Raw genomic sequence first — 10945 nt, 5'->3', positions numbered from 1 at the left:
TAGAGGGCTCACACTTTCTCTTTCTTTTTCACCAGACCCGTTTTCTCAGGCTCAACAGGGGCATCGGGTTTGGGCGCCAGCAGCTTGCGCAAGGAACCAATCTTGTCTTTGACAAGCGGGCGGAACCGCGTTGCCCGGTAGGGCATATCAGCAGCGCCATAGCCTTCAGGGCCATCATCATTGCCGCGATGGATTTCCTCCACCTTGATGCCAACAAACTCGCCATCGACATAGTGTTTATACATGCCAACCCAGCGAACAGTATAAATCTGACCCTTGCGGATCAACTGATCGATGCTGACATTCTTGAACTTATCATCAATGCAAACGACCTTCTGGCCGATGTGAAAATCATTCATCCGTCATACTCCGGCATATCAGGCAAACGTGTCACGCCTGGGCTCAGGCTTTCCCCAAAACGGCCTGCCGCAAGACGTCATTGATACGGTCTTGCCAGCCGGGACCACCCTCTTGAAAATGCTCCAGAACCGCGCGATCAATCCGGAGTGAGACAAGCTCTTTCGCATGGGGCACAACAGGCGCTTCACGCACCGGCACAACAAGCTTTTTGGCAACCGGCTTGAACAGCGCTTCGGCGGCATCCATCGGATTAACAGGTCGGCGCGGTGAATGTGCCATGCATATGCTCCTCGTTACTTCAAGCCAGTGCGTCAGGCCGGAATCTGACCCACGTTAAGACAATCGCCAGAGAACGCAAAGACATCAATGGGTTCATCAAGGCCCCGGAGCAAATGAGACCCAAGATTTTCCAGTTCGCACTCAACCCCGGCAAGATCGACAAAGGCCTTTGACAGCAGAACAGGACGATGAACCTGTTTGGTCAGCGTTTCCAGACGCGAGGCAATATTCACAGCCGGACCGATAACCGTAAAGTCGAGACGCTTGCGCGAGCCTATATTGCCATACATGACATCCCCGACGTGAACGCCAATGCCATAGCCAAGCGGTTTGCGCCCTTCCCGCTCATGTTCTGCGTTGAGCGCCGTCATCGCAAGCTGCGCTTCGCTGATAGCATGCAGCAGATCGGAGCAGGCGGTCGGATTGCTCAACGGGAAAATGGCAAGAAGACCATCACCCATGAATTTGAGAATTTCGCCGCCATATTTCTCGATTGGTTCCGACATCGCATCGAAATAATCGTTCAGCAGCTCAATGACATTATCGCGCGGCCATGCATCCGAGATACCCGTGAAATCGCGTAGATCGCAGATCAGGATTGCCGCACCGACAGTGACGCCGCTACCACGGGTCGTGGCACCGGCGAGAATCTGCTCGCTGGCATGCGGACCGACATAGGTTTCAAGAAGCGTGCGGGCAAAACGGTTCTTCAGCCTGATCTCGCTGACCAGCGCAAGGGCTGGCATCAGGTCAGACAAGGCAGCGATATGCCCGTCGTCAAAGCCGCCGCGCCGGTCGGTGGAAAAAGTTACCACATGCCGCTTGCCCAGAGTGTGATCGAGCGGCCAGGCGACATAATCTGTCAATCCTTCCGCGCGCAACTGGTCATAAAGCTGGTATTTGGGCGCATTGGCGTCAATCACTTCAAGCCGTTGGCGAACCTCATTTGCCCCGCTAACAATATCGTTGATGGGGCTGTTGAGATATTCGGCGGTCTGTTCGGAACCATATTCGAATGTGCGGATTTCCGTCTCCGTAAGACCTTTGCGCCACAGAAGCCGCGCACCGCGCCATTGCGGATGCTGAATGCGGAAATGCAGCGATGCGCGGGCAACAGGTATCCCCGCAGCTTCAAGCTTTTCGCACATCTCCACGAGAATATTGTCGATGAACCGTTGCTCACGCGTTTCAATCATCAGCCAGTCAAGCAGCGCGCTCCTTTGCATAGGCCAGACACCGTCGCTCGCGCGAGGCGAACTCTTGTTCACTTCCAACAAAGATTGCATTGCATCACCCCGTCCTGATCACGTCTGCACACGATCTGGAATGAAGATACCATGGCAAGGCTGCCAGATCGAAACGTCAAAGCATATGTGGTTTATCACCCCTCCAATTATAAGGGGTCAAAGACGGCATGCATAGAACGTAAAATGCCCCCGCACCCTTAAGAACGCGAGGGCCTGAAAACATCAGGAACCTATCACTGATATTTTGCAGCCTCATCGATGAATGCTGCAACTTCAACCGGCTTTGAAGCCAGCGAAGCATGGCTGGCTTTCAGCGTGATAATCTTCTTGGCGCCGAGGCGGCCAGACATGAATTCCTGATTGGCCGGATGGATCATGTGGTCGTCACTGGAAATCTGATACCAACTGTTTTTGGACTTCCACGCCGGATTGCTGATCTCATTACCAAAAGTGCTGGCAAGCGGCGCCTTCTGCGTCACACCCATTACAAGCCCTTCATCGGCAGTCAGATCCTGACAGAAACTTTCGTGGAACTTGTCCTGTTTCACCCAGAGATAGCCATCGCTGTCTGGCGCAAGATTGGCAGCACCAGCCGGTGGGTTCTTTTGCGTGATACCGCCGGGGCTTTCGCCAGCATCCGGTGCAAAGGCTGCAATATAAACCAGACCAGCCACATTCGGATGATTACCCGCCTCGGTAATGACTGCACCGCCATAGGAATGGCCAACCAGCAGAACAGGACCGCTCTCCTGTGCAATCATTTTGCGCGTGCGCTCAGCATCATCCGCAAGCGACGTCAAAGGCAGTTCCACCGCTTTGAGCGACGTATGGCCGAGCCGTTTCAATTCAACGATAACTTTGCTCCAGTGAGCCGCCCCACCCCAAAATCCATGCACGAGAATAATCGTCGGAGTCTGTGACATCTGGTTTTCTCCCTTGGCTGAAAAGCAATCAAAAATTGCGCGCAAATCTGGAATACAATCTCAGTTTGCGGCCCGCAGAGAGAACCATATTCCTATCGGCACAACAATTCTGTGACGCTTCACTTTGTATTTATTTGGCAGACGGCAATGGCAAACAAATTCAATTTGTCCGCTCTGCGGATGGCCCATTAAAGTCAGGCGATGGAGGTGGCACATTTGATGGCATGGAAACTCGTATATCCAAACTCGAGTCAAATCTCATAGATATCAAGGTATTTCTCGCTCGCATCGAGGAGAACCTCGAATCCGTTGCGTCCTCAGCAGACGTAAAGGAGTTGAAGGGAAAGGTAGATGGCCTCCCTACAACACTCCAGCTTCTTGGATTCGTCATAGCGGTCCTGGCAGTTGCTGGCTTAGCAAAGCATTTTGCCCTGTAAACACACCCATATGACCAGCCAGACAGCGTCATAGGTGCAGTTTTTTAGCATTGATTTTTGTGATGGTGCCCCCTGCCGGAATCGAACCAGCACTCCTCTCGGAACCTGATTTTGAGTCAGGCGCGTCTACCAATTCCGCCAAGGGGGCCGCAATGTGCGCCAGCCATGGGCAAACCACAGCCGTAAAAGCCAAATACAGGCAGACCCCACTTCGGTCAACACCATTCAGACGTTTTCTGCCGGGATTAACATTCCGGATAACATCACTGTGTGTTGCGAAGGCGAAAGAGGGCCGGTAGAGCGGCTTTGCAACCGGAAAGGTCCAATTATCCCGCCTGTGATCCACCGATAACTGACAAATTCTACGCAAGCGATTCCGTTTTGCCCCGGCATGGGTTAAGGATCGCGAGCCTTACTGAACAAAGACCAACAGGAAACACCCTATGCTGCGCAGACTTTACGATTGGACAATGTCACTTGCCGCGCGCAAATCAGCCGAAGTCTGGCTTGCTTTCATTGCCTTTGTCGAAAGTTCCGTCTTTGTCGTTCCCGCCGATGTGCTCTATCTGCCAATGGCGCTGGCCCGGCCTGAACGCGCCTATCGCTATGCACTCGTTGCGACAATTTTCTCGGTGCTCGGCGGTATCGCCGGATGGTTTCTCGGCCACTATGCCTATGAGGCGCTGGCAAAGCCGGTTCTCGAATTCTACGGCAAGCTGGATGCTTTCGAGCAAATGCGCGGTTCAACCAGCGCTGATGCGATCCTGCTATTGCTGATCACCTCGGGCCTTGCCCACCTGCCGCCCATGAAGATCGTCACGATCCTCTCCGGCGCCGCAAACATCAATATCTGGCTGTTCATCGTTTCTGCCGTGGTAACGCGCGGTGCGCGGTTCTTCTTCCTCGCCTGGCTCCTGCGCCGTTACGGCGAACCGATCCGCCATTTTATCGAAAAGCGTCTGGGCCTGATTGCTGCCGCCGCCGCCGGTGTGCTGATCCTCCTTTATGCCATACTGCACTATTACGCCTCCTGAACGACCCAACCAGAACACGGGAACCATCATGACGACGACCCGCACTTCACCGCACCTGAAAACGGCGGTTTTCCTGCTCCTGGCCATGATTGTCACTGTCGGCTCGGCGCTGGGCTTCCAGTATATTGGCGGCTACCTGCCCTGCAAACTCTGCCTTGAGCAGCGCTTTCCCTATTATGCCGGTATCCCGTTGATGGCGCTTGCTGTTCTCGCATCGGCATTCCACTGGCCCGCTGCCCTCACCCGCACGCTTCTGGCGCTTGGCGGCATTTTGATGCTGATCGGCCTTGGCCTCGCCGTGTTCCATTCGGGCGTCGAGTGGAAATTCTGGGCGGGACCAACCGATTGTACGGCGGTCAGCATGTCGATCACCACCAATGCGGGCAATCTGCTCAATGACATGAATGCGATCCATCCGCCCGCATGTGACACGGCTGCCCTGCGGGTACTTGGCCTGTCCTTTGCCGGATGGAACGCGATTGCCAGCCTGATCCTCGCCGTCATCGCTTTTCGCGGCGCAAAAAAGGCGGCCTGAGGCCGCCTTTGCAAAGACGTGGGTAAGCCCCCAAGAGACTGTTTGATAATTCGCCCTGCCGGGACATATGGCGTGGTTTTCGAGAAGCGGAGCACAGCGTACATAGGTACGTGAGCACCGGAAGCGGAGAAAACTGCGCAAGATGACCGGCAGGGTAGAATTTGCGAACAGGCTCTTACGGCTCCAGTTCGACATCCCAATAGAGATAATCCATCCAGCTTTCGTGCAAATGGTTCGGCGGGAACAACCGGCCATTATTGTGCAGATCATGCACCGTCGGCGCATAGGGCTTTTGCCGTGGCCACATCTTGGCCCGGTCAGGCATCAACCCGCCCTTGCGCAGATTGCACGGGGAACAGGCTGCGACGACATTTTCCCAGACAGTGGCACCACCGGCGCAACGCGGCGTGACATGATCGAAGGTCAGATCTTCCTCTGACCCGCAATACTGGCATTCAAACCGGTCGCGCAGGAAAACATTGAATCGCGTAAAGGCCGGCGTGCGCGACGGCTTTATGTAGGTTTTGAGGGAAACGACGCTCGGTACCCGCATTGCGAACGAGGGCGAGGAAACCTCATGCTCGTATTCAGCAACGATATTCACACGGTCAAGAAAGACCGCCTTGATCGCGTCCTGCCAGGACCACAGCGACAAGGGATAGTAGCTGAGCGGACGATAGTCCGCATTGAGTACCAGGGCCGGTAACCCGTCCGGCGAGACGGCTATTGTCAAGGAATCACCTCCTAGTCCAACCATCAGGCCCCATTATTGTAAGCTTGAGGTGACAGGAATGTGAAGCGACATTGCATCGCAGCACGCAAAAAACCCCGTTATTTCAACTTCATCCGACCGGTGTGCCATCCCGGCCACGGGTTGCGGCGTAATAAGCCCAGAAAAGTCGGGCTGCGACACCCCTCCAGGGCGTCCAACGCTCCGCCAAAAGTCGCAAAGCCTTGGCATCGGGCTTGACTGATTCGGCATAGGCATGGGCGTAGGCGTGCTGCAGGGCGACGTCTCCCGAGGGGAAAACATCCGCATGACCGGCTGAGAACAGCAGATAGACTTCCGCCGTCCACGGCCCGATCCCCTTCACATTGGTCATGACGGTCATCGCTTCTTCGATGGGCCTGTTGCACAGGTCGAACAGATCAAGCTCCCCGGCAATGATCGCCTCGCTGATCCGCGCAAGCGTTGCCTGCTTGGCACGTGACAATCCGGCCAGACGCCAAGCCTCCTCGCCAGCTCGGATATAGTTTTCCGGCGTCAGCGGATCGACATATTGAACAAGCCGCTTCCAGATCGAATCGGCACTGGCCTTCGAGACCTGCTGCGAGACGATCACCGAGGCAAGACTTTCAAAGCCCGGTTCCCGGCGGCGCAATGGCAAGGGCCCCGCACGCTCGGCAATGGCGGCAAGCTCCGGGTGCGCCACGAGCAAGGCAGCAAGCCCTTCGGCAACATCGTCAAGAGTATCTATCTTACGCATCGCAACCGCTCACTTTTCAACTCAAGACAAACACCGTATCAATCGATGAGGTCTTCACGCAACAATCCGAGTTCATGACTGTCCCGGTATTTCGCTTTGCTCCCAGTCCCAATGGCCATCTGCATCTTGGCCATGCCTATTCCGCCCTGCTGAACCAGCAGATGGCGCGGGCAGCCGGTGGACGGCTTCTCCTGCGCATGGAAGATATTGACCGCAAACGCTGCACACCCGAACTCGAAGCCGCGATGCAGGATGATCTGCACTGGCTCGGCTTCGACTGGGAAACACCGGTGCGCCGCCAGTCAGAGCATTTCGAAGTCTACCGGCAATCGCTTGACCGGCTAATTCGTATGGAACTGGTTTATCCGGCATTTTTGAGCCGCAGCGACATCAAACACGAGATGCAAAGCGCAACGGAAAAAGGCATCGTCTGGCCGCATGATCCTGATGGTGCGGCGCTTTATCCGGCCGCTGACCGCGCACTTTCCATGCGCGAACGCCAGCAGCGCATGAATGACGGGCATCCCTTTTCATGGCGCCTGCATATGAACCGCGCGCTTGAACATGTGGGGGAACCACTGTTCTGGCACGAGACCACGGTTGATTCCAATATCGAAGCGCGCCCGCAGGATTGGGGCGACGTTATCATCGCCCGCAAGGACATGCCGACGAGTTACCACCTTTCCGTGACTATCGACGACGCCCTGCAGGGCATTACGAACGTGGTGCGCGGCAAGGATCTTTACCACGCCACCAGCATCCACCGGCTGTTGCAGCATATTCTCGGGCTGGAGCCACCTGCTTATCACCACCACGATCTGATCCTTGATCGTGATGGCCAGAAACTCTCCAAAAGCCGCAGGGATACATCGCTAAGGTCTTTGCGTTTGGAGGGTGTGACGCCGGAGCAGATTCGAGCGTTGGTTGGGGTGTAGAGCGTGGTTCGACAGGCTCACCATGAGGAAGAGTGGGGATGCAACGATAATCGCCGACATTTCAGATCATAAACATTGCAGATCAAAAAGGTTGCAGAATATGGCTCCCTTACATCACCCCTCTCCCTCATGGTGAGCTTGTCGAACCACGAACCACACACACCGCTGCTCAACGAATGGCTGGTTGTTGAAAGGTTGTTCGTATAAACCTGCACCACACTTATCCCATCACCCGGTCTTCAATCATGTCCGTTCGCTATTTCCCCGCCCTGTTTGTGCTGTTGTGGGCCACCGGTTTCATCGGGGCCCGTTATGCCATGCCCTATATGGAACCGTTCCTGTTCCTCACCATCCGGTTTATCATCGCGGGCGCAATTCTTGGCACCTGGGTTGTGTTGGCGGGTAATAATTGGCCAAGCGGGCGCGGAGCGATGCATGCGATTATTGCGGGTTGTCTGATCCACGGCGTCTACCTCGGCGCTGTGTTCTGGGCTATTCACCGGGGGCTGCCTGCGGGCATGTCGGCTCTGGTGGTCGGACTGCAACCACTGATCACGGCACTGATTGCCGGGGCAGTTCTGCGCGAGAAAATCCTGCCGCGCCATTGGGCTGGGCTGGCCGTCGGTTTCATCGGCGTTGCCATGGTGCTCTGGCCGAAACTGTCCGTCTCTGCCGATGGAATTACCCCGGCAACGGTCAGCGCCTCCATCCTGTCGGTGCTGGCAATCAGCACCGGAACTGTCTGGCAGAAACGTTTTGTCGGTACAATTGACCTGAAAGCAGGCACCACCCTGCAATATCTCGGCGCGGCTGTTCTGACAGGCATTTTCTCGCTGCTGTTCGAAACCCATGTGGTGATCTGGGCTGCGCCGCTGGGCTTTGCCCTGTTCTGGCTGGTTGTCGTCCTGTCGATCGGCGCGGTGCTTCTGCTGATGATCCTGATCAATCAGGGTGCCGTCTCCAAGGTGGCATCACTGTTCTATCTCGTGCCCGGCGTGACCGCCCTGATGGCCTATGTGCTTTTCGGGGAGACACTGACACTGTTTCAGCTATGCGGCATGGTGGTGGCAACGCTGGGTGTGGCGCTTTCGACCGGTCAGAGACGTTTGGCGACCCTGCCCTCGCGGTAATGGATGATCGCCGCATTGACCTCTGCCCCGATAATGAAAATCGCGGCGATAATATAGAGGAAGACGATCGCAACCATGATCGAGGCAAGACCCGCATAGGTGGTCACATAGGACGCAAAGGTTTCGAGATAGCTGGCAAAAATCGTTGCGCCGATGGTCCATGCGAGCAGCGTCAGAAGGATTCCCGGCAGGATATCAACAAGTCTGCGCCGACCGGCGGGGAGCCATAAATGCACGACGAGCAGCCCGACAATCAACACTGCTGATGCGATGCAATAGCGCCAGAAACCGATGGTGCCGGAAAGAAGATCAAGCTCAGGCACCCATTTCGTCGCAATGCGCAAGACAAGCGGTGCAAGCACCAGCAGAAAGCTGATGGCCATAATCCCGATGGTTGCCACGATCACATAGCCAAGACTCTGCAACCGACAATAGATAATCGAGCGCGTATCAACCACACGATAGGCGCGGTTGAGCGCAATGCGCAGCGCTTCAATGCCGTTGGAGGCAAAATAGGCGGCGGCGATCACGCTGATCGTCAAAAGCCCGCCGCGCTGCACGTTGAGAACGTTGCGCACTTCCTGCGCAATGGGCTGGGCAATCACCTCGGGCCAGGTGTCGAATACCACATGGACAGCCGTATCGGTAAAGGCGCTCGCTCCGAGAAAGCTGGCAAGTGACGTGGCGAAAATCAGAAAGGGAAACAGGGCCAGAATACCCGATAGCGCAACGTGGCTCGCCAGAGCCCAACCGTCATCCGTGCTGAAATGCCTCAATGTATCGAAGGCCACCCGCCGGAGAAAAACATATACTCTACGCATCGAAAATGGTTCGTCCCTTTGGCGTGACATTGCAAGGCACAGGCGAATATGTGAAGTCTTTTTTTGATTTCGTGGCTTGGTTTGCAGCAATCGGAAAAGAATGACCAGTTCCAGAACGGTTTTGATCACAGGTTGTTCCAGCGGCATCGGCGCCTATTGTGCCCGTGCGCTGCAGGCGGATGGCTGGCAGGTTTTTGCAACGGCGCGGCGCGATGAAGATATAGCAGCACTGAAAGCCGATGGTCTTTCCGCCCATTATCTTGATTATCGCGAACCGGATTCCATCAAAGCGCTGGTTGAAACTGTGCTCGCCAAGACCGGCGGAACGCTCGATGCGCTTTACAATAATGGTGCCTATGCACTGCCCGGTGCCGTTGAGGATTTGCCGATAGAAGGTTTGCGGGAACAATTCGACGCCAATTTCTTCGGCTGGCATGAACTGACCCGGCATATCGTCCCGGTCATGCGCCGTCAGGGTCATGGACGGATCGTCCATTGCTCATCCATTCTCGGGCTTGTGCCGATGAAATGGCGCGGTGCCTATGTCTCGTCCAAATTTGCGCTCGAAGGCCTGATGCTGGTTCAGCGCATGGAGCTTGAAGGCTCTGGCATCCACGTATCCCTGATAGAGCCGGGCCCGATTGAGTCGCGTTTCACCTACAATGCGCTGAAGCAGATCGAAAAATATATCGACGTTGAGGGTTCCGTGCATCGTGCGGATTATCAGAAGCAGATTGCCCGCCTTTCGCAGGGTGGCACGAAGTCGCGCGCCAAACTTGGCCCGGATGCCGTCTATTCCGTACTGAAACATGCATTGGAAAATCCGCGCCCGAAACCCCATTATCTCGTCACACGGCCTGCGAAATTTGCTGTTTTTGTCCGCAGATTTCTGTCGTCGCGTGCGCTATACCGCATGCTTGCCGGCCAGTCTTGAAAAAGGAATCGGCCTGAAAAGGAAAGAACAATGGATATCATCTTCAAGTTTCTGGCGCTCATCGCCATCGCCGCTGTCGCAATTGTGCTGCTGATCGGTCTGCGTAACATGATGAAAGGCGGCGACGCCAACTTCTCCAACAAGATGATGCAGCTGCGCATTTTCCTGCAACTGGTGGCGATTATCCTGATCGTCGGCGCGATCTATTTCCACCGCGCTGCCAGCTGATCCGGAAACGCCATGGTCAAGCTCAACAAGATCTACACGAAAACCGGCGATGACGGGACGACGGGCCTTGGCAGCGGTGCGCGCCGTCTGAAGCATGATCTTCGTGTCGAAGCCTATGGCACTGTTGATGAGGCCAATTCCTGTGTCGGTCTGGCGCGGCTGCATACGGAGAAGGATTTTCCCGAGATCGATGCCATGCTTGCACGCATCCAGAATGATCTTTTTGATCTTGGCGCTGATCTTGCCACCCCTGAAACAGGCGAAAAGCTTGAATATGAGCCTTTGCGTATTGTCGACAGCCAGACGGCGCGGGTCGAGGCGGATATTGACCTGTTGAATGAAAAGCTTGCGCCGCTGCGCTCGTTTGTTCTACCCGGCGGATCGGCGGCTTCTGCCGCCCTGCACCTTGCCCGCACGGTCGCAAGACGCGCGGAGAGGCACATGGTCGAGCTGGCGCAAAAGCCCGATGAGATCGTCACGCCAGCGGCGCTCAAATACATCAACCGTGTTTCGGATTTTCTCTTCGTCGCCGCGCGTGCCGTCAATGACAATGGCGCAAGGGACGTGTTATGGGTGCCCGGTAAGAACCGCTGAA

General features: G+C 55.6%; 15 protein-coding genes and 1 tRNA gene. 8 read left to right on the top strand and 8 right to left on the bottom strand.

Annotation, left to right across the window (positions count from 1 at the left end):
* Nucleotides 1-8 precede the first annotated feature (8 nt).
* The 4 genes from FHW17_RS05855 to FHW17_RS05840 form a co-directional block, all read right to left on the bottom strand.
* Complete coding sequence (locus FHW17_RS05855; RefSeq protein ID WP_112530445.1) at nt 9-359, bottom strand: CAP-Gly domain protein; 351 nt, start codon at nt 357-359, stop codon at nt 9-11.
* A gap of 43 nt (nt 360-402) precedes the next feature.
* A complete protein-coding gene (locus FHW17_RS05850; protein ID WP_091880044.1) occupies nt 403-639 on the bottom strand; it encodes a BrnA antitoxin family protein in 237 nt (78 codons plus the stop codon).
* 32 nt (nt 640-671) lie between these two features.
* The gene (locus FHW17_RS05845) at nt 672-1925 is read right to left on the bottom strand and encodes an adenylate/guanylate cyclase domain-containing protein (RefSeq protein ID WP_112530443.1); all 1254 of its coding nucleotides are present in this window, start codon (nt 1923-1925) and stop codon (nt 672-674) included.
* Nucleotides 1926-2119: 194 nt separating this feature from the next.
* Nucleotides 2120-2809, bottom strand: coding sequence for an alpha/beta hydrolase (locus tag FHW17_RS05840; protein WP_112530441.1), 690 nt, complete (start codon nt 2807-2809; stop codon nt 2120-2122).
* Here FHW17_RS05840 and FHW17_RS05835 point away from each other — a divergent pair.
* Nucleotides 2803-3246, top strand: coding sequence for a hypothetical protein (locus tag FHW17_RS05835; RefSeq protein ID WP_182509379.1), 444 nt, complete (start codon nt 2803-2805; stop codon nt 3244-3246). The two genes, FHW17_RS05840 and FHW17_RS05835, sit on opposite strands and share 7 nt — an antisense overlap.
* A gap of 63 nt (nt 3247-3309) precedes the next feature.
* On the opposite strand, the gene FHW17_RS05830 is transcribed toward FHW17_RS05835, so the two are convergent.
* Nucleotides 3310-3394 (bottom strand) — tRNA-Leu (locus FHW17_RS05830).
* 295 nt (nt 3395-3689) lie between these two features.
* Here FHW17_RS05830 and FHW17_RS05825 point away from each other — a divergent pair.
* Together FHW17_RS05825 and FHW17_RS05820 are read left to right on the top strand one after the other, a co-directional pair.
* Nucleotides 3690-4280, top strand: coding sequence for a YqaA family protein (locus FHW17_RS05825; RefSeq protein ID WP_112530437.1), 591 nt, complete (start codon nt 3690-3692; stop codon nt 4278-4280).
* A 28-nt stretch (nt 4281-4308) separates the two neighbouring features.
* Complete coding sequence (locus FHW17_RS05820) at nt 4309-4815, top strand: disulfide bond formation protein B (RefSeq protein ID WP_113097669.1); 507 nt, start codon at nt 4309-4311, stop codon at nt 4813-4815.
* Between the two features lie 175 nt (nt 4816-4990).
* Here FHW17_RS05820 and FHW17_RS05815 read toward each other — a convergent pair whose 3' ends face one another.
* Nucleotides 4991-5548 carry an HNH endonuclease gene (locus FHW17_RS05815; RefSeq protein ID WP_091880036.1) on the bottom strand — a complete coding sequence of 186 codons (558 nt, stop codon included), beginning with the start codon at nt 5546-5548 and terminating at the stop codon, nt 4991-4993.
* Nucleotides 5549-5657: 109 nt separating this feature from the next.
* On the bottom strand, nt 5658-6302 hold the full coding sequence (locus tag FHW17_RS05810; protein WP_112530433.1) for a DNA-3-methyladenine glycosylase: 645 nt from the start codon (nt 6300-6302) through the stop codon (nt 5658-5660).
* Nucleotides 6303-6376: 74 nt separating this feature from the next.
* Between FHW17_RS05810 and gluQRS the strand changes: the two genes are divergently transcribed.
* Complete coding sequence (gene gluQRS / locus FHW17_RS05805; RefSeq protein WP_182509378.1) at nt 6377-7237, top strand: tRNA glutamyl-Q(34) synthetase GluQRS; 861 nt, start codon at nt 6377-6379, stop codon at nt 7235-7237.
* 245 nt (nt 7238-7482) lie between these two features.
* The gene (locus FHW17_RS05800; protein ID WP_182509377.1) at nt 7483-8367 is read left to right on the top strand and encodes a DMT family transporter; all 885 of its coding nucleotides are present in this window, start codon (nt 7483-7485) and stop codon (nt 8365-8367) included.
* Here the strand turns inward: FHW17_RS05800 and FHW17_RS05795 are convergent.
* Nucleotides 8334-9188, bottom strand: a complete 855-nt coding sequence (locus FHW17_RS05795) for a YihY/virulence factor BrkB family protein (RefSeq protein WP_112530427.1) — start codon at nt 9186-9188, stop codon at nt 8334-8336. The two genes, FHW17_RS05800 and FHW17_RS05795, sit on opposite strands and share 34 nt — an antisense overlap.
* A 100-nt stretch (nt 9189-9288) precedes the next feature.
* Here FHW17_RS05795 and FHW17_RS05790 point away from each other — a divergent pair, with 100 nt between their 5' ends.
* Genes FHW17_RS05790 through FHW17_RS05780 form a run of 3 tightly spaced genes read left to right on the top strand, consistent with a single transcriptional unit; the run spans nt 9289 to nt 10944 of the window.
* Complete coding sequence (locus FHW17_RS05790; RefSeq protein WP_113097673.1) at nt 9289-10122, top strand: SDR family oxidoreductase; 834 nt, start codon at nt 9289-9291, stop codon at nt 10120-10122.
* A gap of 30 nt (nt 10123-10152) precedes the next feature.
* A complete protein-coding gene (locus FHW17_RS05785; protein ID WP_091880027.1) occupies nt 10153-10350 on the top strand; it encodes a twin transmembrane helix small protein in 198 nt (65 codons plus the stop codon).
* A gap of 12 nt (nt 10351-10362) precedes the next feature.
* Nucleotides 10363-10944, top strand: coding sequence for a cob(I)yrinic acid a,c-diamide adenosyltransferase (locus FHW17_RS05780; protein ID WP_112530423.1), 582 nt, complete (start codon nt 10363-10365; stop codon nt 10942-10944).
* Nucleotide 10945 lies beyond the last annotated feature (1 nt).

It is taken from the genome of Phyllobacterium sp. P30BS-XVII (assembly GCF_014138335.1).
Lineage (GTDB): Bacteria > Pseudomonadota > Alphaproteobacteria > Rhizobiales > Rhizobiaceae > Phyllobacterium > Phyllobacterium meliloti.
Note: the sequence above shows the minus strand (reverse complement) of the source record. Positions and strands in the feature narration are given on the sequence as shown.

What these genes read in the sequence shown, in the direction of transcription:
- FHW17_RS05810 (WP_112530433.1), bottom strand. Translation starts at nt 6,302, where the DNA reads ATGCGTAAGATAGATACTCTTGACGATGTTGCCGAAGGGCTTGCTGCC.
- FHW17_RS05800 (WP_182509377.1), top strand. Translation starts at nt 7,483, where the DNA reads ATGTCCGTTCGCTATTTCCCCGCCCTGTTTGTGCTGTTGTGGGCCACC.
- FHW17_RS05785 (WP_091880027.1), top strand. Translation starts at nt 10,153, where the DNA reads ATGGATATCATCTTCAAGTTTCTGGCGCTCATCGCCATCGCCGCTGTC.
- FHW17_RS05790 (WP_113097673.1), top strand. Translation starts at nt 9,289, where the DNA reads ATGACCAGTTCCAGAACGGTTTTGATCACAGGTTGTTCCAGCGGCATC.
- FHW17_RS05825 (WP_112530437.1), top strand. Translation starts at nt 3,690, where the DNA reads ATGCTGCGCAGACTTTACGATTGGACAATGTCACTTGCCGCGCGCAAA.
- FHW17_RS05780 (WP_112530423.1), top strand. Translation starts at nt 10,363, where the DNA reads ATGGTCAAGCTCAACAAGATCTACACGAAAACCGGCGATGACGGGACG.
- FHW17_RS05850 (WP_091880044.1), bottom strand. Translation starts at nt 639, where the DNA reads ATGGCACATTCACCGCGCCGACCTGTTAATCCGATGGATGCCGCCGAA.
- FHW17_RS05840 (WP_112530441.1), bottom strand. Translation starts at nt 2,809, where the DNA reads ATGTCACAGACTCCGACGATTATTCTCGTGCATGGATTTTGGGGTGGG.
- gluQRS (WP_182509378.1), top strand. Translation starts at nt 6,377, where the DNA reads ATGACTGTCCCGGTATTTCGCTTTGCTCCCAGTCCCAATGGCCATCTG.
- FHW17_RS05855 (WP_112530445.1), bottom strand. Translation starts at nt 359, where the DNA reads ATGAATGATTTTCACATCGGCCAGAAGGTCGTTTGCATTGATGATAAG.
- FHW17_RS05820 (WP_113097669.1), top strand. Translation starts at nt 4,309, where the DNA reads ATGACGACGACCCGCACTTCACCGCACCTGAAAACGGCGGTTTTCCTG.
- FHW17_RS05845 (WP_112530443.1), bottom strand. Translation starts at nt 1,925, where the DNA reads ATGCAATCTTTGTTGGAAGTGAACAAGAGTTCGCCTCGCGCGAGCGAC.
- FHW17_RS05795 (WP_112530427.1), bottom strand. Translation starts at nt 9,188, where the DNA reads ATGCGTAGAGTATATGTTTTTCTCCGGCGGGTGGCCTTCGATACATTG.